The organism is Streptomyces sp. NEAU-W12 (genome assembly GCF_026242095.1).
GTDB lineage: Bacteria > Actinomycetota > Actinomycetes > Streptomycetales > Streptomycetaceae > Streptomyces.
In genome coordinates, this window is sequence record NZ_JAPJDM010000003.1 from 331,998 (window position 1) to 353,240 (window position 21,243).

The window sequence follows — 21,243 nt, forward strand, 5'->3', positions numbered from 1 at the left end:
GCGGTGTCCGGGCCTGCGCCGTGCGGCCGCGCCGAAGGCTCCGCCGTCCGGCCGACGCGCTCCGGTCCGCCCCCGACGGACGGATCCTGCTCGCCCGGCCTCGAGCAGCCCACCCGCCTTTTGAAGTTCTCGCCACAACTGCGGACCGACCACTGCCTTTTGTTGGGTGAACGTTTTAACATCTGCGTTGCCGCAAGGTTTCCGAAGCTTTCAGCAAGAGGCTTCAGTCGTCTTGCGCGCTCCCCACACCCTTCGACGGAGAAGGAAACCCCACATGGCACGCAGGACCCTCGCCGGTGCCGCCGCCCTCGCGGTCGCCTCGGTTGTCATGACCCCGACTATGGCGGAGGCCGCGCCGCCCGGCGCCAAGGACGTCACCGCCGTCCTCTTCGAATGGAACTTCCACTCGGTCGCCCGCGAGTGCACCACCACCCTCGGCCCCGCCGGGTACGGCTCCGTCCAGGTCTCCCCGCCCGCCGAGCACATACAGGGCTCGCAGTGGTGGACGTCGTACCAGCCCGTCAGCTACAGGATCGCCGGCCGGCTCGGCGACCGCGCGGCCTTCCGGAACATGGTGAACACCTGTCACGCGGCCGGTGTGAAGGTCGTCGTGGACGCCGTCGTCAACCACATGTCCGCGGGCAACGGCACCGGAACCGGCGGCTCCCCGTACACCAAGTACGGCTACCCGGGCCTGTACTCGTCACCCGACTTCGACAACTGCACCTCGCAGATCAACAACTACCAGGACCGCTGGAACGTCCAGAACTGCGAACTGGTCGGTCTCGCCGACCTCGACACCGGCGAGAATCACGTCCGCGGAGCCATCGCCGGATACCTCGACGACCTGCTCTCCCTCGGGGTGGACGGCTTCCGCATCGACGCGGCCAAGCACATGCCGGCCGCCGACCTGGCGAACATCAAGTCCCGGCTCTCCCGTCCCGGCGTGTACTGGAAGCAGGAGGCCATCCACGGCGCCGGAGAGGCCGTCCAGCCCGGCGAGTACACCGGCACCGGCGACGTCCAGGAGTTCCGCTACGCCTTCGACCTCAAGCGGGTCTTCACCAACGAGAACCTCGCCTACCTGAAGAACTACGGCGAGGGCTGGGGCTACCTGAACAGCTCGGTGGCGGGCGTCTTCGTCGACAACCACGACACCGAACGCAACGGCTCCACGCTCAGCTACAAGGACAACGCCACCTACACCCTGGCCAACGTCTTCATGCTGGCCTGGCCGTACGGCTCCCCGGACGTCAACTCCGGCTACGAGTTCTCCGACCACGACGCCGGCCCGCCCAACGGCGGTCAGGTGAACGCCTGCTGGCAGAACGGCTGGAAGTGCCAGCACGCCTGGCCGGAGATCAGGTCCATGGTCGCCTTCCGCAACGCCACGCGCGGCCAGGCGGTGACCGACTGGTGGGACAACGGGGGCGACGCGATCGCCTTCGGCCGGGGCGACAAGGGCTTCGTGGCCGTCAACCACGAGTCCGGCTCCCTGTCCCGCACCTTCCAGACCTCGCTTCCCGCGGGTACGTACTGCAACGTCCAGAACAACACCCCGGTGACAGTGGACGGTTCGGGCCGGCTCACCGCCACCCTGGGCGCCCGCACGGCCCTCGCGGTGCACGCGGGCAGGTCCTCCTGCTGAACGCGCGCCGGTCGCGCCGCCGTTCACGGGGGCGACGCGACCGGCGTCCGCATGAAAGTCCTTACCGTTACTTTCACAACCCTTGCTGTAAAGCTTTCAGCGGCGATACGGTCACGCCGGCGCCCCGGTGACGTGGCCGGAACAGGTCGTGCCGAGGTGCGGGGTCGGACCCTCAACGAGCCGTAAGCGCAAGGAGTTCACGCCTGTGATACCCAGATGGCCCGCGCCCCCCGGGCGCCGCACCGCGCACGGAGGCCGAGTGGCCGCCGTCACCGCGGCCGCCCTCGCCGCCACCCTCCTGCAGCCCCTGACGGCCCAGGCCGCCCCACCCCCCGCGCCCCCGTCCGACGCCACGCTGGCGAAGGCCCCCGCGCGGCACGATCTCACCCGGGAGCAGTTCTACTTCGTCCTGCCGGACCGGTTCGCCAACGGGGACGCGAGGAACGACCGGGGCGGGCTCACCGGTTCGCGGCTCAGCACCGGCTACGACCCCACCGACAAGGGCTTCTACCAGGGCGGCGACCTCAAGGGCCTCACCGAGAAGCTCGACTACATCAAGGGGCTCGGCACCACCGCCCTCTGGATGGCGCCCCTCTTCGAGAACCAGCCCGTCCAGGGGACGGGGGAGAACGCCTCGGCCGGATACCACGGGTACTGGATCACCGACTTCACCCGGGTCGACCCGCACTTCGGCACCAACAAGGACCTCGAGACCCTCATCGACAAGGCCCACGACAAGGGCATGAAGGTCTTCTTCGACGTCATCACCAACCACACCGCCGACGTCGTCGACTACGAGGAGAAGTCCTACGGCTACCTCTCCAAGGGCGCCTTCCCCTACCTGACCAGGGACGGGAAGCCCTTCGACGACGCCGACCACGCCGACGGCTCCCGCGGGTTCCCGCGGGTCGGCACGGAGTCCTTCCCCCGCACCCCGGTCGTCCCCGCCGCGAAGAGGGACGTCAAGGTCCCGTCGTGGCTCAACGACCCGACGATGTACCACAACCGGGGCGACTCCACCTTCGCCGGCGAGTCCGGCGAGCACGGCGACTTCTCCGGCCTCGACGACCTGTGGACCGAGCGTCCCGAGGTCGTCGACGGCATGGAGAAGATCTACCAGCGGTGGGTGAGGGACTTCGACATCGACGGCTTCCGGATCGACACCGTGAAGCACGTCAACATGGAGTTCTGGACCCAGTGGGCCACCGCCCTGGACGCCTACGCGGCGAAGAAGGGGCGCGACGACTTCTTCATGTTCGGCGAGGTCTACTCCGCCGACACCGACGTCACCGCGCCCTACGTCACCGAGGGCCGCCTCGACGCCACCCTCGACTTCCCCTTCCAGGAGGCGGCCCGCCGGTACGCCTCCCAGGGCGGCGGCGCGCAGCGGCTCGCGTCCGTCTTCGGCGACGACCACAAGTACACGACGGACCGGGCCAACGCCTACGAGCAGGTCACCTTCCTCGGCAACCACGACATGGGCCGCATCGGGACGTTCCTGAAGCAGGACAACCCCGGGGCGTCCGACGCCGACCTGCTGAAGAAGGACATGCTCGCCAACGAGCTGATGTTCCTCAGCCGCGGCAACCCCGTCGTCTACTACGGCGACGAGCAGGGCTTCACCGGCGCCGGCGGAGACAAGGACGCCCGCCAGACCCTGTTCGCCTCCCGCACCGCCGACTACCTCGACGACGACCTCATCGGCACCGACCGCACCCACGCCGACGACACCTACGACACGCAGGCCCCCCTCTACCGGCAGATCAGCGCCCTCGCCGAGCTCCGCAAGGCGCACCCCGCCCTCACCGACGGTGTGCAGCAGGAGCGGTACGCGGCCGACGGCCCCGGCGTCTACGCCTTCTCCCGCACCGGGACCGGCAAGGACACCACGGAGTACGTGGTCGCCTTCAACAACGCCGACGACGACAGGAAGGCGACCTTCGCGACCAACTCCGCCCGCATGACCTTCCGCGGCATCCACGGCACCGACGCCTCCGTCACCAGCGGCGCCGACCGGAGGATCACCGTCACCGTCCCGGCCGGCTCGGCGGTCGTCCTCGAGGCGGCGGGCAGGCTCGCCGAGCCCGCCGCGAAGCCCACGGTCACCCTGAAGGCCCCCGAGGCCGGGGCCACCGGCACCGTCGAGCTCACCGCCGGCGTCGAGGGCGGACAGCTCAACCGGGTCGTCTTCGCCGCACAGACCGGCAACGGCAAGTGGCGCACGCTCGGCTCCTCCGACCACGCTCCCCACCAGGTCACCCACACCATCGGCGACGACGTCCCCGCCGGCACCGCCCTGCGCTACAAGGCCGTCGCGATCGACTCCGCCGGCCGCACCGCGAGCGCCCTGGCGGCCTCCGCCACCGGCACCCCGCCCGTCGCGGAACCGCCCACCGCCGCCTCCCGCGACCACGTGGTCGTCCACTACCAGCGCGCCGACGGCGACTACGACGACTGGGGCCTGTACGCCTGGGGCGACCTCGCCGACGGCGAGGCCACCGAGTGGCCGGACAGCCACCCCTTCACCGGCCGCGACGCCTACGGCGCCTTCGCCCACGTCAAGCTCAGGCCCGGCGCCTCCACCGTCTCATTCCTCGTCGTCGACCGGGACGGCACCAAGGACGTCTCCACCGACCGCACGATCGACGTCACGAAGAACGGCGAGATCTGGATCGAGCAGGGCGAGGAGACCGTCACCACCGAACGCCCCGAGTACCCGGCGCAGGACAGGACCAAGGCGGTGCTGCACTACCAGCGGGCGGACGGGGACTACGACGGCTGGGGCCTGCACGTGTGGACCGGTGCCGCCGAACCCACCGACTGGTCGAACCCCCTGGAGCCGGTGAAGACCGATCCCTATGGCGCGGTCTTCGAGGTACCGCTCACCGAGGGTGCCACCAGTCTCAGCTACATCATCCACAAGGGCGACGAGAAGGACCTCCCCTCCGACCGGTCGCTCGACCTCAAGGCGAACGGCCACGAGGTGTGGCTGTTGAGCGGCGAGGAGAAGTACCTGCTGCCGCAGCCGCCCGGCTCGGCCGCCGCCGTCGACCCGGCCACCTCGAAGGCGGTCTGGATCGACCGGAACACCGTCGTCTGGGACGGCTCCGCGGGCGCCGCCTCCACCCAGCTGCTCGCCTCCCGCAGCGGCTCCGTGAAGGCGGAGGGCGGCACGCTCGCCACCGGCGACGACACCCGCGTCCTGCGCCTGACCCCCACCACCCTCACCGACGCGCAGAAGGCGACGTTCCCGCACCTGAAGGACGGCACCGCCTGGACCGTCGACCCGCGCGACCGGGACCGCGTGCGCGGGGCCCTGCGCGGCCAGGTCGTCGCCGCCCAGCGCGCCGCCGACGGGGCCGCCCTCGCGGCGACCGGCGTGCAGACCGCGGGCGTCCTCGACGACCTGTACGCGGCCGGCGCGACGAAGGCGGAGCTCGGCCCGACGTTCCGGCACGGCCGGCCCACGCTGTCCGTGTGGGCGCCGACCGCGCAGAACGTCTCGCTGGAGATCGGCGGTTCCACCGCCCGCATGAAGCGCGACGACGCCACCGGCGTCTGGGCCGTCACCGGTCCGAAGTCCTGGAAGGGCAAGCCCTACCGGTACGCCGTGAAGGTGTGGGCGCCCAGTACCCGCGAGCTCGTCACCAACAAGGTCACCGACCCCTACTCGGTCGCCCTGACCACCGACTCCGCGCGCAGCCTCGTCGTCGACCTCGGCGACCGCCACCTCGCCCCCACGGGCTGGTCCGGCCTGGACAAGCCGAAGGCCGTCCCCCTCGAGGACGCCCGGATCCAGGAGCTGCACATCCGCGACTTCTCCGTCGAGGACCGCACGGCGAAACGGCCCGGCACCTACCTGGCCTTCACCGACGAGGACAGCGACGGCTCCGGGCACCTGCGGAGGCTGGCCGAGGCCGGCACCTCGTACGTGCACCTGCTGCCCGCCTTCGACATCGCGACCATCCCCGAGAGGAAGTCCGACCGGGCGACGCCCGAATGCGACCTGGCCTCCTACCCGGCCGACTCCGGCAAGCAGCAGGAGTGCGTGGCGAAGACCGCCGCGAAGGACGCCTACAACTGGGGCTACGACCCCTACCACTACACGGTCCCCGAGGGCTCCTACGCCACCGACCCGGACGGCACGGCCCGCACGGTCGAGTTCCGCAGGATGGTCAAGGCACTCAACGAGGACGGCCTGCGCGTCGTCATGGACGTGGTCTACAACCACACCGCCGCGAGCGGCCAGGCGAGCACCAGCGTCCTGGACCGGATCGTGCCCGGCTACTACCACCGCCTCCTCGCCGACGGCTCCGTCGCCACCTCGACCTGCTGTGCCAACACGGCGCCCGAGAACGCCATGATGGGCAAGCTGGTCGTCGACTCGGTCGTCACCTGGGCCAGGGAGTACAAGGTCGACGGCTTCCGCTTCGACCTCATGGGTCACCACCCCAAGGCCAACATCCTCGCCGTCCGCGAGGCCCTCGACGCGCTGACCCCCGCGAAGGACGGCGTCGACGGCAAGAAGATCATCCTGTACGGCGAGGGCTGGAACTTCGGCGAGATCGCCGACGACGCCCGCTTCGCCCAGGCCACGCAGAAGAACATGGCCGGCACCGGCATCGCCACCTTCTCCGACCGGGCCCGCGACGCCGTCCGCGGCGGCGGCCCCTTCGACGAGGACCCCGGCGTCCAGGGCTTCGCCTCCGGCCTCTACACCGATCCCAACTCCTCCGGCAGCAACGGCACCGAGGCCGAGCAGAAGGCCCGGCTCCTGCACTACCAGGACCTGATCAAGGTGGGCCTGAGCGGCAACCTCGCCGGCTACCGCTTCACCGACACCAGGGGCAAGGAGGTCACCGGCTCCCAGGTCGACTACAACGGCGCACCGGCCGGATACGCCCACGCCCCCGGCGACGCCCTCGCCTACGCCGACGCGCACGACAACGAGACCCTGTACGACGCGCTCGCCTACAAACTGCCACGGAACACAACGGTGTCGGATCGTGCCCGCATGCAGGTGATCGCGATGGCGACCGCCGCCCTCTCCCAGGGCCCGGCGCTCTCCCAGGCCGGCACCGACCTGCTGCGCTCCAAATCCCTGGACCGCAACTCCTACGACAGCGGCGACTGGTTCAACGCCATCCACTGGAACTGCGCCGACGGCAACGGCTTCGGCCGCGGCCTGCCGCCGGCCGCCGACAACGCCGACAAGTGGCCCTACGCCGGGCCGCTGCTGAAGACGGTGCCGACGCCCGGGTGCGCGGAGATCGACGGCGCCTCCGCCGCCTACCGGGACCTGCTGAGGATCCGCACGACGGAGAGGACCTTCTCCCTCGGCACCACGGGGCAGGTGCAGTCCGCGCTGTCCTTCCCGCTCTCCGGGAAGGACGAGACACCCGGAGTGATCACCATGCGCCTCGGTGACCTGGTCGTCGTCTTCAACGCGACGCCGCGGAAGCAGGACCAGCGCGTCGCCGCGCTCGCCGGCACGGACCACCGGCTGCACCCGGTGCAGGCGGCGGGCTCGGACGCGGTGGTGAAGACCTCGTCCTACGCGGCGGACACCGGCACCTTCACCGTGCCGGCCCGCTCGGTCGCGGTGTTCACCACGGCCGGCTGACGCACCGGGCGCACCGGCGCAGAAGCTAGGGTGGGCCCTCCGACCCGAAACCGGAGGGCCCCTTCATGCCGCAGATCACCGTCGACCACTCCGCACAGCTGAAGCACGGCTTCGCGTGGGACCGGCCCGCCTTCGTCCGGGACCTGCACAGCACCGTGGTGGAGATCGCGGCGGCGAAGCTCCCGGCGTGCAAGACCCGGCTCCGCCCGACCGACGACGTCTGCATCGGCCACGAGCAGACAGGGGACCACGCCCTCGTGCACGTCCACATCGGCCTGCTCCCCGGGCGGACCGAGGAGACCAAGGCGCGGCTCACCGAGGCCGTCCTGGAACTGGTGCGCCGGCACGTGCGGCCGGTCGACGGCCTGACCCTGCACGCCTCCGCCGAGGTACGCGACCTCGACGCGTCGTACCGCAAGTTCGTGGAGCCGGCGGAGTAGAGGGAGCCGGCGAAGCAGGTGGAGGGCCGCTTCAGCGGGCCAGCGCGATGAGCCGGGTGGCCAGGTCGGCGAACGGCCCGTCGCCCGGCTCGTCCTTGAGCAGGCCGCGCAGCAGCCCGCCCAACTCCTCGTCGTGGGCCGCGGCGACCGCACAGAGCGCGGCGAAGTCGTGCACCAGCTGGGTCTCCAGCTCGTCCCGCGGTATGCGGCGGCCGTCCAGCCAGATCAGCGCCGTCGACTCGGCGAGCGAGATCCAGGACCGCACCACCAGTTCCAGCCGCGCGGGCGGGTCCACCACGCCCATGTGCGACAGGATCTGCTCGTACGCCGCCTGCCGTACGGAGTCGACCAGCGCATGGGTGGTCGAGGCTGTGTTCATTGACCAGGCCGCGCCTGCGGGTACCGCCGGGCCGCCGCGCATCAGGGCGGAGAAGCCGGGCCCGTGCTCGTCGACGAAGTCGAAGTACCGGCCCATCACCCGCAGCAGCCGCGCCCCCAGCGGGCCCTCGCGCGGCTCCACGAACCGCGACGCCAGATCGTCCGCGGCCCGCTTCAACGCGGCTTCGTAGAGGCTGAGTTTGCCGGGGAAGTAGTGGTACACCAGCGGGCGCGAGATACCGGCCGCCGACGCGATCTCGTCGATGGAGACGTCGTCGGGCGAACGACGGCTGAACAGTTCGAGGGCGACGCCGATCAACTGCTGCCGTCGTTCCTCGACTCCCATCCTGCGACGCACCCCGGTAGTCATACAGACAGCCTACCGATCGAATCCGGCCGTGAACGGTCCGCACCGGACGGCGGTGATCGTCCGGGGTGCCGGCCGGTCCGGCTCCGGTCAGCGGAGCCCGGTGACCCGGTCCCCGTTCTCCAGGGTTCCCTCGAGGTCGGCCCGGGCGCCCTGCTCGGCCTCGACGGTCAGCAGGCTGCCCTGCGCGGTGCCCTCGACACCGCCCGTCGCGGTGACCGACGTCGTGCCGGGGCTGCCGGCGGCCAGCAGGTACCAGGTGCCCGCACCGGACTTCCACAGCACCCCGGCCAGCACCCGCGGCTCACGCTCCCCGCACTGCGGTACGTCCTCGGCCTGGGCCGCCACCACCCCGGACGGCCCGCCCGGCGTGTGGAACTGCGCCTGCGTCCGGGTGCCGCCGCCCCGCCAGGTCTCGGCCCGCGTGCACACCCAGGCCGCGGCCCCGCTCGCGTCCGGCAGCGGCTGCTCGGCGAACGCCCACGCGTTCACGCTCCGTACGCCCGCCGAGCGCATCGAGGCCAGCGAGCAGGCGAACGGCGCCCAGGTGCGCAGCGCCTCCCCTCCGGCCACCTCACCGGCCTTTCCGGGGCGCCCCGCGGTCAGCGCGGCCGGTACCAGCTCGCCGAGGTCGGACACCAGACGGGTGCCGGTGTCGTCGGTCAGCTCCAGCACGTTCCACGAGGTGCACGAGCCGGCCTTCGGGGTCGCACCGGCCAGCGGCGGGGTCACGCCGCCGGTGAGCGCGAGGTCCGCCGCGTCCGCGCCGGGCTCGCGCAGGTCCCGCGTACCGGCCGCACGCACCCAGGGCGCCGTCAGATAACGGACGTTGCCGTCGGACCGGCCCAGCACCAGCGCGCTCGCCCCGGCCCGGTCCGCGCCGTCCGCCCGGGCGAGGTCCAGGGCGGTGCCCCCGGTGCCCTCCACGGGTTCGGCGTACCTGGCGATGCGCAGACCGTCGTGGAGGACCACCACGCGCGCGTTGTCGACCGTCCCGGCGTACAGCAGCTGGGGCGGTCCGGCCGGGCCCCCGGACGGGGTGCCCGGCGTCGCCGACACCCGCACCCGCTCGCCGGGCCGGGCCCACACGGCGAGGGCCCGGCGCAGCAGCCCCGCGTCACCGGCCAGGTCGCCGCGGGCCGGCCACACCGAGAAGTCGGTGCGCGCGGAGGTCTTCCAGGCGGCGGGGGAGACCCGGGTCAGCTTCCCCGGATCCAGGGCGGCCTGCGCGGCCCGGTTCAGCGCGTACGGCGGCGCGGCGGCACCGTCGGGGCCCCAGCCGTCCTCCGGCAGCCCGAACAGCGCGCCGCAGACGACGAGCGCGGCCCCGCCGGCCAGTACGGCCTTCAGACGCCGGCGGCGGCGCACCAGATCGGTGGGCCGGGCCTGCAGCGAGCAGGGGTCGAACGCGGGGGAGCCCAGCAGCCGGTCCTCGGCCGGCACCCGGTCGGCCTCGCGCAGCGCACCCACCGCGTCGGCCACCCCCGCCTCCGTGAGCAGCGTACGGACGTCGGCGTCCGGGAGCCGCTCCAGAGCACGCAGCACATGGGCGGCGCGGGCGGGACCGGACAGGGCGGACAGCCTTTGCTCCAGGGCGAGTTCGTCGGCACCGCCGGACCGCGGGAACAGGCGCAGTCCCCACACCTGGGGCAGCGGTGGCGGCAGGGCGGGCAGCCCGGCCCGCCTGCGCCGGGCCCCGCGCCGCCGCACGGCCGTACGGCGCGACGGGCTCACCCGCAGCGCCGTACGCACCACCTGGAGCCGGACCAGCGCGTAACCGGGGTCGCCGTCCGGGCCGACGGCCCGCGCGGGCCGGGGGGACTGGGCGGGGATCACGGGTGCCGCGGTGCGGCCGCGGGGCAGCGCGCGCTGGACCAGGGCGTGCGCGGTCAGCACCCGCCTGCCCCCGGCGCCCGGCTCCGGCGGCAGCATCAGGTACGCGAGCCGGACGAGCCGCGGATAGTGCTCGACGAGAGCGGCCTCGGCCTGACGGACGTCGACGAGCGGGCCGTCGGGGGAGGGGACCGTGGGCCGCTTGGCGGCATGCTGTGACTGCACGTCAGGCAGAACGAGCGATGTCTCCGTAGGTCACCGGTTGAGCAGTCCGGCTCCCGGAGCCGTATCGAAGGCGGAGAGCCCCTCGCCGGGGCTCCGTGCGGCATGTCGCCGGAAGGACCGGAGGAACTCATGAGGCTGACCCGACCGAGGCTCGCGCTGACCGGCGCGGTGGCGGTACTGGCACTGGCGGGCTGCGGGTCCGGCGGCGGGGGGAACGACGGCGACGGGAGGAGCGGGGCGCCCGTCACGGCCACCGGCAGCCTGGAACACCTGGCCGCCGAGGCGAAGTGCGAGCCGGACATGCAGACCGACGCCGACACCATCCGTCAGGCCATCTGCAAGACGGGCAAGGAGAAGTACATCCTCGCCACCTTCGCCACCGACCGCGGCCAGCGCGAGTGGATCGACACGGCCAAGGACTACGGCGGTCTCTACCTCGTCGGCCGCAAGTGGGTCGCCGTCGGACACGAAAACGTGCTCGAGGACCTGCGCGGCCGACTCGGCGGCGACGTGGAGGAGGGCATCGACCACAGCGGCGGGGGCCACGGCGGTGGCGCGCACGCCTCCGGTCCCGCCGGCGAGAAGACGAGCGGTCACACCGGGCACGGAGGCTGAACGGACACACCGGGCACGGAGGCTGAACGGACACACCGGGTGCACCGGGTACACGGGAGGAGGGCCGGCGGCGGGAATCCCGCCACCGGCCCTCCTCCCTCAGTGGGCGACCGAGGGGACTACGTGCAGTTCTTGCCCCGGTTGATGCACTTGACCATCTTGTTCATCAGCCTCTCGTCCATGACGTTGATGAAGTCGTTGTGGTCGGTGATCGGCTTGTGCAACTGCTCCGGGAAGCCGTCCACGGCGTACGGGTTCTGCACCTGACCGTTCTCGACGGTCGGGGCGGGGACGTCGTACACCAGGCGGACCTGGAGCTGCGGGATGGCCTGGAAGCCGTTCGGGCAGCTGCCGTCCTGCTGGACGAACGCCACGTGGTCACGGTGGTTGGCGCTGTCGATGTTCTGCCCGTCCCAGCAGCTCTGGAAGTTGGACGTGCGCACCACCTGGCTGCCCTCGGGGCACAGCACGTACTTGTCCGTGACCTGCCGGTCCTCGAATCCGGTGCAGCTGAACGACGTGTTGGCGTTCGCGACGCCGTTGGTGAAGGCCTTGGCGTCACCGGTGATGATCCGGATGAACTTCGGCATCGCGACGACGTCGCCCTGCTTGTTGCCGACGAACTTGATCTCCGCCTGGCTGGCCTTCAGGATCTTGCCGACGTTGCCCTCGGCGCCGCCGCCCAAGTCGCCCGCGTCGAACTCCTGGGTACCGTCCTGCAGACGCAGCACCGGCCAGTAGTACGTGGACTTGTCGCCCTGGTTCCGGCAGGTGGTGTCGGCGTTGGCCAGGTCGTCGTCGCTGGCGAACGCGGTGTTGCCCTGGTTGCCGACGTAGTCGTGCGTGTGGTGGGCGCCGTTGTCGACACCGGGGGCCACGATGATGTTGTCGCTGTTGAACAGGTCGTTCTCGTTGACACCGCACACCGTGGTGAAGGATCCGGTGGATCCGGTGGCCCCGTTCGCGGCCAGACCGTTCGGCAGGTCGCGCGAGTTCGGCTGGACGTCGTTGATGTCGACGAAGTCGTCGGCGAACGGGCCCGCGGCGCCGTTGCCGTTGTCGTCCGGCGTCTGCCCGTTGCCCTGGTCCTGGCCGCCGCCGTCCTGACCCTGGTCCTGGCCGCCGCCGTCCTGGCCGTCGTCCTGACCGTCGTCGTCCTGGCCGCCGCCGTTCTGGCCGTCGTTCGGCAGGGGCTGGTCGGCGGGGCGGCCGGAGCAGGAGGCGAATTCGTCCAGGTTTCCGGGTGCCTGGCCGCCCGCGCGGTTGATCTCCAGCTTGATCCGGTCGATGAGCGCCTTACGGCGGTCCTTGAGCGGACCCAGAATGGCGTTCTGGACGAACTGCGAGTCCCCGGCCTGTGCCTGGCGCGTGGTGACCAGGCGCTGGTAGGCGTCGGTGATCTGCTGGTCCATCGAGGCCAGTTCACCGTCGACCTCACCACGGGCCCGGTCCGGTACGTCGGAGAGCTGCTGGCCGACGTCCGGGCAGTCGATCGTGGCGATCTGCCGGGCCGCGCTCGACTTCGTCCGGTTGTTCTGCGAGTCGGACTCGTGAGCCGAAGCGTAGAAGTTCGCCCAGACCAGCCCGCCCCCACCGAGCGCTAGGGCCGCCGATGCGGCCACGGCCTTGGTGGCCAACGGCATACGGCGTTTTCTTGTATTGCGTCCCATGGAACTCCTCTGACTTCCTTGCGGGGCATCCCTTGCGGGGCATCGAGGCGCCCGACAGGAGTGAAGCGGCTCCCTTGAGTACGGGGAGGGCCCCACGGGTGTTCAGCCGTCCCGGAGATTGATGAGAAGTTCGTACGGCACGCTGGTTTCAACAGCCGCCGTACCACCAGGAGTTGCGGATCAACCGCAACGGGTGAGGGGGCCGTCGGTGCGGCGGGTGCGGTTCTACCGGCCACGGTCGAGATGGGCGAGAACCGCCAGCACGCGCCGGTTGTCGTCCTCCGAGACCTCCAGGCCCAGTTTGGCGAAGATGTTGGCGGTGTGCTTGGCGACGGCCCGTTCCGTCACCACCAGCTTGCCGGCGATCGCCGCGTTGGACCGGCCCTGCGCCATCTGCTCCAGCACTTCCCGCTCCCGGGGCGTCAGCCGCGCCAGTGGCCGGTCGTCGCCCGGCTCCCGTGCCAGCAACTGCTGGATCACCTGCGGATCCATGGCCGTACCGCCGCCCGCCACCCGCCGTACGGCGTCCACGAACTGCTCCGCGTCGAGCACCCGGTCCTTGAGCAGGTAGCCCACCGCACCGCTGCCGTCGGCCAGCAACTCCCGGGCGTACAACTGCTCGACGTGCTGCGACAGAACCAGCACCGGCAGCCCGGGACGCCGCCGCCGTGCCTCGAGCGCGCACTGCAGCCCCTCGTCGGTGTGGGTCGGCGGCAGGCGCACGTCGACCACGGCGACGTCCGGCTCCGACTCGGCGAGTGCGCGGGTCAGTTCGGGTCCGGACTCCACGGCTGCGGCGATCTCGAAGTCATGGGCCTCGAGGAGCCGGACCAGCCCGTCGCGCAGCAGGAACAGGTCTTCGGCTAGGACAACTCGCAAGGGATCTCCACGGTGACCATGGTGGGGCCGCCCGTGGGGCTGCTGACGGCCAGGACGCCGTCGAATGTACCCAGCCGCCGCTCCACCCCGGTCAGCCCCGAGCCGGCCCCGATCACCGCGCCGCCCCTGCCGTTGTCGGTGACGCTCGCCCGCAGGTGCCCGTCCGCATGGTGCAGGTCCACCCAGATCCGGTCGGCCTCCGCGTACTTCACCGCGTTGGTGAGCACCTCACTGACGGCGAAGTACGCGGCCGACTCCACCGGCGCCCCGGCCCGCCCCGGCAGGTCCACGCTCACCTCGGTCGCCACCGGGAGCCGCAGCGCCAGCGCCCGCACCGCGTCGCCCAGACCGCGCTCGGCCAGCACCGGTGGATGGATGCCGCGCACCAGCTCACGCAGCTCCGACAGCGCCTCCGCCGACGACTTGCGGGCCTGCGCGATCAACTCCCTTGCTTTTCTGGGATCTTTGTCGAGCAGTACCTCGATGGTCCCCAGATCCATGCCCATCGCGACCAGCCGGGCCTGCGCCCCGTCGTGCAGATCCCGCTCGATGCGCCGCAGTTCGGCCGCGGAAGTGTCCACCGCGTCACGCCGCGTCTCGGTCAGCACCCGTACGCGCTCCTCCAGACCCCCCTGCCCGGGGGAGAGGACGGCGCGGGTGAGCCGGTAGTGGGCGTTCAGCACCGACGGGGCGAAAACGTGGGCGACGAAGACCAGACCGAGGGCCAGCGCCCCGGCGCCGAGCGCGGACGCCTGGTCGCCGACGGGGACGAAGCCGTACCAGTACGGGTCCGGCATCACCCGCCACAGCCCGGCCGCGAGCGCGAGCCCCTCCAGCGGGTACAGCAGCAGCGCGGCCGGCAGCACCGCGGTGGCGAACCCCGCGCTCATGTCGACCGGCAACCACAGCAGTTCCCGCCAGGTCGCCGGGTCGCGCAGCATCACGGAGGTGCGCGCCCACGGGCCGGCGTCCTTCGGCACCGGCCGGTACGCGGGCGGAATGCGCACCCCGCCCCACTCCGCGGCCAGCACCCGCCGCCAGTTCGCGTAGGTCCGGGCCCACTCCAGCACGTACGGCGTGGTGACGATGCCGACACCGGCCGGGATCAGCGCGAGCGACATCACGGTCAGGGTGAAGGCCGTCACCGTCAGCGGGAGCGACACCAGCGCCAGCCCCAGCCCCCGTAACGCTCCCTTCAGAAGGCCTCTGGTGCGCCTGGTGCGCCCGCTGCCGGCCCGGGTGTCCGCGCTCATGCCGTCCGTGGTCACGGGGTTGGTGGTCATGACGCCAGTCTGGCCGAGCGCCGCATCCGGGTCACGGGGCCGGGCCCCCGGCCGGGGGGTGGTGCTGCCTCCACCTCGGTCGTCCCTTCCCCCGGCTCCCCGGCCCTGCGGCCCTGCGGCCCCGTCCCGTCACGCCCTGCCGGCCGCGGCGAGCACCCTCGCCTCCGTCTGCGGGTCGAGGCCCTTGGCCGTCCGGTCCCGGCGCCGGGGCGCGCTCCCCTCGAGGCCCCGCAGCCAGCGCCAGGTGTCGGCGACGGTCTCACCGACGGGACGGCAGCGCAGCCCCGTCGCGAGCGCCCGGGAGACGTCACCGGCGTGCAGGGCGGCGTGCATCTCGCTGCCCGGCGGCACCCAGACCGGCAGCTGGGTCCACGGTTCGACGCCGGCTTCGAGGATCACCTCCGGCTCGGTCCACCGCAGCTCGGCCGCGTCCCCGGTCACCTCCGCGCAGGCCTCCAGCAGCGTGCCCGTCGTGGCGTGCCCCTGCGGGCCGGTCAGGTTGTACGGTCCGCCGATCCCCTGCTCGGCGGCCCCGAGGATCCACTCGGCGAGGTCGCGGACGTCGACGTACTGGAGGGGCAGGTCACGCGGCCCCGGTGCGAGGACCGGGCCGCCGCGCGCCATCCGGTCCAGCCACCAGGGCAGCCGGCCGACGTTCTCGTACGGGCCGAGGATCAGCCCCGCCCGCACCAGCACCGACCGGTCCGCGCCGAACGCGTCCACGACGGCCAGTTCGCCGCCCCGCTTGTCCCGCGCGTAGTCGGTGCGACCGGCGTTTGCGTGGGCGTCGGCCACGACCGGGGCCGCCTCGGTGGCTCCGGCGGGTGCGGGCCACGCGTACACCGAGCGGCTCGACACGTACACGTACCGTCCGGCGCGGTCCCGCAGCAACCGCGCCGTGTCCCGGACGGCACGCGGGGCGGCCGACCAGGTGTCGACGACGACGTCCCAGGCGTCGTCCGACTCGTCCAGGGCGGCCAGACCGCCGACGGCCGTGGGGGGGGGCCCCCGCCCCCGCCCCCCCCCCCCCCCCCCCCGCCCCCCCCCCCCGCCCCCCCCCCCCCCCCCCCCCCGCCCCCCCCCCGGGGGGGGGGGGGGGGGCGCCCCCCCCGCCCCCCCCCCCCCCCCCCCGCGATGGCTCGAGGACGCGACCGGGCTGCCTCCGGCCTACATCGAGGTCGGCCAGCTCGATGCCTTCCGCGACGAGGACCTCGCCTACGCGACCAAGCTCAGCCGGGCCGGCGTCCCTGTGGAGTTCCACCTGCACCCCGGTGTCCCGCACGAATTCGACTCCCTCGCCTTCACCACCGACGTTGCTCGCCGCGCCATCGCCGACCGCGTCCGCGTCCTCGTCTCCCTCTGACCCTTACCGCTCATCTGACAGCTCTGAAGAGCAGAAAGCGACAACCCGTGACTCTTTGGACCCCCTTCACCGTCGGGGCCATGGAACTGCCGCACCGGCTGGCCATGGCACCCATGACCCGCGACCGCTCCCTGGCGGACGGCGCACCCAGCGAGCTCAACGTCGAGTACTACCGGCAGCGGGCCTCGATGGCCCTGATCATCACCGAAGGCACCCAGCCCTCCGACGACGGCCAGGGCTACCTGCTGACCCCGGGCATCTACACCGATGCCCACATCGCCGGCTGGCGCAAGGTCACCGACGCCGTGCACGCCGAGGGCGGCCGCATCGTGGTCCAGCTCATGCACACCGGCCGTATCTCCCACCCGGACAACACCCCGCACCACCGCACGCCCGTCGCCCCTTCGGCCGTACAACCCAAGGGCGTCATGTTCACCACCGTCGGCCCCCAGGAGATGCCCGTCCCGCGGGCCCTCACCGCCGACGAGATCACCGGTGTCGTCGACGGGTTCCGCCACGCGGCGGCGGCGGCCGTCGCTGCCGGGTTCGACGGCGTCGAGATCCACGGCGCCAACGGCTACCTCCTCCACCAGTTCCTCTCAGCCAATGCCAACAACCGCACCGACCAGTACGGCGGCTCCGTCACCAACCGCATCCGCTTTACCGCCGAGGTGACATCTGCGGTCGCCTCCGAGATCGGCGCCGACCGGACCGGCCTGCGTATCTCCCCCGGCAACCCCTACAACGACATCACCGAGCACGACACCCACGACGTCTACCCGGCGCTGCTCGACGCCGTCGGCCCGCTCGGCCTCGCCTACCTGCACGTCATCCAAGGGCCTGACGCAGAACTCCTCCAGCGGATGCGCCGGCAGTGGCCCACCGCACTGATCGTCAACCGCGCCGGCACCCCGCTCGACACCCGCTTCGCCGATCTCGACTCCGGTCTGGCCGATGTCGTCACGGTCGGCGCCACAGCACTGGCCAACCCCGACCTGCCCCACCGCATCCGCACGGGTGCGCCCCTCAACGAGCCCGACCCGGCCACCTTCTACGGCGGCGACCACCGCGGCTACACCGACTACCCGGCCCTCACCACCACCGCTGCGAGCTGAACCATGACCACTCTCCTCATCAGGCCCGACGACAAGACCGTCACGGCGTCCCACTGGAGGAGATCTCCCGTCTCGTCGGCCACTCCGGTACGGCTGTGACTGAGGAGGTCTACCGGAAGCAGATCCGGCCCGTGATCCGGACCGGCGCCGTGGTCATGGACGGGATCTTCGGCGCTGATCCGCAGCGGCCGTAGGCACACGGGAAACGGTAGTCACGCAGATAGACACGCACAAAGCAGATCAGCCAGGCTACTCACATGAGTAGCCTGGCTGATCTGGTGTTTCTCTGTCGGGGTGGCGGGATTTGAACCCACGACCTCTTCGTCCCGAACGAAGCGCGCTACCAAGCTGCGCCACACCCCGATTGTCGCTGCTCTCGCGGCGACGACGTTCACTTTAGCCCACCGGTGGCTGGAGACGAAATCCGGTTCTTGCGCCGAGGCGGACGGGGTCCGGGCGGGTGCGGTCCGCGGTGATGAGGACGAGCGCCAGGGCGTAGAGGGCGAGGAGCAGGAGGAGGGAGACGCCCAGGACGTGCTGGTGGCCGTGTCGGCCGGTGTCCTGGAAGGGGTGGAGGAAGCGGGCTGCGCCGTCGGGGAGGAGGGCGCCGAGGGCCGGGGCGAAGGTCAGGTACGTCGTCGGGTACAGGAGCCATGCGGCGGCGTGGGCGAGGCGTGTGCGGGCCGGCGGGGAGAGGAGCAGCCAGTCCAGGACCGCCGCGACGGGAAGCGCCGTGTGCAGGGCGGGCGGCGCGAGGGCGGCCAGCGTGGCGGCTGTTCCGGTCAGGGCTGCCGTCGTCGTCGGCTCCGTCATCGTGAACGCCGGTGTCGCGTCCGCCGGGAGTACGTGGTGGACCAGGGCTGTCGCGACCACGTACAGCAGCGTCGCTCCGGTCACGGCGCCCGGCAGGGGGCGGCGGGCCGCCCAGGCCCTGCCGGCCGAGGCGAGCATGACCACGGCCAGCAGGAGCGTGCTCTGGATCGCGAAGTGGCTCAGGACGCGCGCAGGGCTGCCGAGCAGGAGCTCCACGGTCACCGCCGCGATCGCTGCCAGCGCCAGGAGCAGGCGGTACGCCGCTGTCAGGGGGCGGCGTACGGGTGGTGCCACGGCTCCCGCGGGGGCGGACGACGGCATGAGGTTCGTTCGTCTGCCCGGGATGACGGGGAGGTCAGGGATGTCCCTGGGTATCGGGGCGGTCATGAACCCCAGAGTGGGTGAACGACCTGGTCGGGGCGATGCGGGTGGGCCGGAAGGGGTACGCCGCCGAGTGGCTTGCCGCGTTCGTCCCCGGGCAGGACCGTCCCCGGGCCGTCCCCGGACAGGCCCGTCCCCGGGCTACTCCCGCCCCACCAGCGTCATCAGCGTCGCCTCCGGAGGGCAGGCGACGCGGATCGGGGTGTAGCGGTTGGTGCCGCAGCCCGCGGAGACGTGGAGGTACGACGTCCGGCCCTCGGACGTGTGCGAGGACAGGCCCTTCACACGGTCGGTGTCCAGGTCGCAGTTGGTGACCAGGGCGCCGTAGAAGGGGATGCACAGTTGGCCGCCGTGGGTGTGGCCGGCCAGGACCAGGGGGTAGCCGTCGGCCGTGAAGGAGTCCAGGACGCGCAGGTAGGGGGCGTGGACGACGCCCATCGAGAAGTCCGCCGTGCCCGACGGGCCGCCCGACACCTCCGTGTAGCGGTCCCGCTTGATGTGCGGGTCGTCCAGGCCGGTCAGCTCGATCGTGACGCCCTCGATCTTCAGGGTGTCCCTGGTGTTCGTCAGGTTCCGCCAGCCCGCGTCGTCGAAGCCGTCCCGCAGGTCCTCCCACGGGTTGTGGACCACGTCGGCGGCCGGGGCGTTGCCGTTCAGGCCGTGCCGGCCCTGGGCCTTCTCGATCAGATAGCGGGCCGGGTTGCGCAGCTTCGGGCCGTAGTAGTCGTTGGAGCCGAAGACGTACGCACCCGGGAACTCCATCAGCGGGCCCAGCGCGTCCAGTACCTCCGGGACGCCCTCCGGGTCGGACAGGTTGTCGCCCGTGTTGATCACGAAGTCCGGGCGCAGACCCGCCAGCGAGCGCAGCCAGCGCTGCTTCTTGCGCTGGCCGCTCACCATGTGGATGTCGGAGACCTGCAGCACGCGCAGCGGGCGCATTCCGGCGGGCAGGACCGGGATCGTCACCCGTCGCAGCCGGAAGGAGCGGGCCTCGAAGCCCGCCGCGTACACCAGTCCGGCGGCGCCGGCCGCCGTGATTCCCAGGGGGATTCCGTATCGCGCGCGCATGTGTCCATCGTGTCAGATCCGGGAGCGTGGAGGTCCGGCGGTACCAGTTCGCACCGGTCGGCCCCGGAGCCGGTACCGGTCGGCACGGGGGGAGGACCGTCCACCCGAACGGGCCCCACGGGAAAGGGGTTTGGGAGCACGCCGTAAATGTGCGGGCGCCCCTCCCTCCGTTCCTGCGAGAATCAGGGCATGACCACGCTCAAGTCGAAGCTGCACGACGACCTCAACGTTGCGATCAGAGAGCGCGACGAGCTCAGCTCCTCGACGCTCCGGCTGACGCTCACCGCGATCACCAAGGAGGAGGTCGCGGGGACGGAGAAGCGCGAGCTCTCCGACGACGAGGTCCTCAAGGTGATCACCCGCGAGGCGAAGAAGCGCCGTGAGGCGGCGGACGCCTTCGCCCAGGGCGGGCGTCCCGAGCAGGCCGAGCGGGAGAAGGCGGAGGGCGAGTTCCTCGCGCGCTACCTGCCCCAGCAGCTGTCCGACGAGGAGTTGAACGCGATCGTCGCCCAGGCCGTCGAGGAGGCGAAGGCGGCCGGTGCAGAGGGTCCGCGGGCCATGGGCGCGGTCATGAAGATCGTCAACCCGAAGGTGGCCGGGCGGGCCGAGGGCGGCCGCGTGGCCGCCGCGGTCAAGAAGCTCCTCGCCGGCTGAATACGTCCGACGGCCGGGATCGCTCTCGGTCGTCGGACGACGGCGAGCCGTCCCTCAGGGCGTTCAGCGGTGGCCGGTGGCCGGCGGCGCGGCGGTGTCGGGGCGGTTGCGTCATGTCGCCGAGGACGCCGGCCCGGGCCCGGCTTTCGTTCCAGGCGCGGATCTTGGCCGCATGGCCGCGGTGAGGAGCAACGCCCAGGTGCCGGTGGTGCCGACGGCGACGGTGTGGTCCTTCAGGCCGGTCCGGGTGCCTGGGCCGAAGACGCCGTTGGCGGTGCCGTCGGCCATGCCGAGTTCGTACCGGACTCAGTACCAGGGCGTGCAGCTCTGGTCGCCCGACGGGTCCTCGACGCAGGCTCGCATCATGTGCGTCGAGGGGTTGTGGTACATCGGTGTGCGCGTCCAGTAGTAGTTCGTCCCGCCTGGGATCTTGGCGGTCCAGCCCGAGGCGCCGCCCTTCTTCAGGCCGAGCCGCCAGTAGCAGGAAGACCGATCCTTGGTGCAGCGCTGGACGTACACGTTCCAGTCCTGCTGGCCCGAGCCGCTGATGTAGTGCAGCCGGGCCCAGCTGTACTGGTCGCCGTCCGTCTTTCCCCACCGCAGCTCGTACAGGAGGGAGTTGCCGAGGGCGTAGGGACCGTACGGGGAGACCGGTCCGGACTCCCAGCTCTGGATGTTCGGGTCGTGTCCGTCGCACCCGAAGTCGTAACAGGCCAGTGCGGTGGCCGACGCTGAATTCGGGACGGCGAGTGTGAGGGCGGCCGCCAGCGCGCCGAGTGTCACACCGAGGCGGGATCGGGTTTTCATGGCCCTCCATGTGAAGGGAAAAAGAAAAAGGGGCAACCTCGTGGTCGCGCCGTGAGTGAATACTTCACGGCCTTCGCTCCG

At 71.7% G+C, this 21,243-nt stretch carries 16 protein-coding genes, 1 tRNA gene and 1 pseudogene; 7 read left to right on the plus strand and 11 right to left on the minus strand.

All coding sequences use genetic code 11. From position 1 onward, the window contains the following. The first annotated feature begins 274 nt into the window (after positions 1–274). The 3 genes from ORI94_RS05800 (at position 275) to ORI94_RS05810 (ending at position 7,711) form a co-directional block, all read left to right on the plus strand. Positions 275–1,648, plus strand: a complete 1,374-nt coding sequence (locus ORI94_RS05800; RefSeq protein WP_266073076.1) for an alpha-amylase — start codon at positions 275–277, stop codon at positions 1,646–1,648. Between the two features lie 205 nt (positions 1,649–1,853). After that, positions 1,854–7,271 (plus strand): pullulanase-type alpha-1,6-glucosidase, encoded by a 5,418-nt coding sequence (pulA, locus tag ORI94_RS05805; protein WP_266073078.1) that lies wholly within the window; start codon positions 1,854–1,856, stop codon positions 7,269–7,271. 65 nt (positions 7,272–7,336) lie between these two features. Then, positions 7,337–7,711, plus strand: coding sequence for a 5-carboxymethyl-2-hydroxymuconate Delta-isomerase (locus tag ORI94_RS05810; RefSeq protein ID WP_266073080.1), 375 nt, complete (start codon positions 7,337–7,339; stop codon positions 7,709–7,711). Between the two features lie 31 nt (positions 7,712–7,742). Here the strand turns inward: ORI94_RS05810 and ORI94_RS05815 are convergent, their stop codons facing one another. Both ORI94_RS05815 and ORI94_RS05820 read right to left on the minus strand, forming a co-directional pair. After that, positions 7,743–8,459, minus strand: a complete 717-nt coding sequence (locus ORI94_RS05815; RefSeq protein WP_266073082.1) for a TetR/AcrR family transcriptional regulator — start codon at positions 8,457–8,459, stop codon at positions 7,743–7,745. An 87-nt stretch (positions 8,460–8,546) separates the two neighbouring features. After that, entirely contained in the window at positions 8,547–10,514 is a 1,968-nt protein-coding gene (locus tag ORI94_RS05820; protein WP_266073084.1) for a hypothetical protein, read from the minus strand. A 129-nt stretch (positions 10,515–10,643) separates the two neighbouring features. On the opposite strand from ORI94_RS05820, the gene ORI94_RS05825 reads away from it, so the two are divergent. Beyond that, positions 10,644–11,129: a hypothetical protein gene (locus tag ORI94_RS05825; RefSeq protein ID WP_266073086.1), complete on the plus strand. Its 486-nt coding sequence runs from the start codon at positions 10,644–10,646 to the stop codon at positions 11,127–11,129. Between the two features lie 119 nt (positions 11,130–11,248). On the opposite strand, the gene ORI94_RS05830 is transcribed toward ORI94_RS05825, so the two are convergent. The 4 genes and pseudogenes from ORI94_RS05830 to ORI94_RS05845 form a co-directional block, all read right to left on the minus strand. Continuing rightward, positions 11,249–12,799, minus strand: a complete 1,551-nt coding sequence (locus tag ORI94_RS05830) for a DUF1996 domain-containing protein (RefSeq protein WP_266073088.1) — start codon at positions 12,797–12,799, stop codon at positions 11,249–11,251. A 225-nt stretch (positions 12,800–13,024) separates the two neighbouring features. Then, entirely contained in the window at positions 13,025–13,678 is a 654-nt protein-coding gene (locus ORI94_RS05835) for a response regulator (protein WP_266073090.1), read from the minus strand. Then, on the minus strand, positions 13,663–14,931 hold the full coding sequence (locus ORI94_RS05840) for a sensor histidine kinase (protein WP_266073237.1): 1,269 nt from the start codon (positions 14,929–14,931) through the stop codon (positions 13,663–13,665). Before ORI94_RS05840 ends, ORI94_RS05835 begins: the two co-directional genes overlap by 16 nt. Before the next feature lie 159 nt (positions 14,932–15,090). Further along, positions 15,091–15,978: pseudogene (locus tag ORI94_RS05845) on the minus strand (NAD-dependent epimerase/dehydratase family protein); the annotation flags it as partial. Here ORI94_RS05845 and ORI94_RS05850 point away from each other — a divergent pair. Both ORI94_RS05850 and ORI94_RS05855 read left to right on the plus strand, forming a co-directional pair. Continuing rightward, positions 15,956–16,324: an alpha/beta hydrolase gene (locus tag ORI94_RS05850; RefSeq protein ID WP_266073239.1), complete on the plus strand. Its 369-nt coding sequence runs from the start codon at positions 15,956–15,958 to the stop codon at positions 16,322–16,324. The pseudogene ORI94_RS05845 and the gene ORI94_RS05850 overlap by 23 nt on opposite strands. A gap of 47 nt (positions 16,325–16,371) precedes the next feature. After that, positions 16,372–17,439: an alkene reductase gene (locus tag ORI94_RS05855; protein WP_266073092.1), complete on the plus strand. Its 1,068-nt coding sequence runs from the start codon at positions 16,372–16,374 to the stop codon at positions 17,437–17,439. 289 nt (positions 17,440–17,728) lie between these two features. Here the strand turns inward: ORI94_RS05855 and ORI94_RS05860 are convergent. The 3 genes from ORI94_RS05860 to ORI94_RS05870 all read right to left on the minus strand — a co-directional run bounded on the left by ORI94_RS05860 (position 17,729) and on the right by ORI94_RS05870 (position 19,701). Continuing rightward, positions 17,729–17,802 (minus strand) — tRNA-Pro (locus ORI94_RS05860). A gap of 33 nt (positions 17,803–17,835) precedes the next feature. Then, complete coding sequence (locus ORI94_RS05865) at positions 17,836–18,639, minus strand: Pr6Pr family membrane protein (protein WP_266073094.1); 804 nt, start codon at positions 18,637–18,639, stop codon at positions 17,836–17,838. Positions 18,640–18,774: 135 nt separating this feature from the next. Beyond that, complete coding sequence (locus tag ORI94_RS05870; protein WP_266073096.1) at positions 18,775–19,701, minus strand: metallophosphoesterase; 927 nt, start codon at positions 19,699–19,701, stop codon at positions 18,775–18,777. 189 nt (positions 19,702–19,890) lie between these two features. Here ORI94_RS05870 and ORI94_RS05875 point away from each other — a divergent pair, with 189 nt between their 5' ends. Continuing rightward, on the plus strand, positions 19,891–20,355 hold the full coding sequence (locus tag ORI94_RS05875) for a GatB/YqeY domain-containing protein (protein WP_266073097.1): 465 nt from the start codon (positions 19,891–19,893) through the stop codon (positions 20,353–20,355). A gap of 111 nt (positions 20,356–20,466) precedes the next feature. On the opposite strand, the gene ORI94_RS05880 is transcribed toward ORI94_RS05875, so the two are convergent. Next, positions 20,467–20,643 carry a hypothetical protein gene (locus ORI94_RS05880; protein ID WP_266073244.1) on the minus strand — a complete coding sequence of 59 codons (177 nt, stop codon included), beginning with the start codon at positions 20,641–20,643 and terminating at the stop codon, positions 20,467–20,469. A gap of 18 nt (positions 20,644–20,661) precedes the next feature. After that, positions 20,662–21,162, minus strand: a complete 501-nt coding sequence (locus ORI94_RS05885) for a hypothetical protein (protein ID WP_266073246.1) — start codon at positions 21,160–21,162, stop codon at positions 20,662–20,664. Positions 21,163–21,243 lie beyond the last annotated feature (81 nt).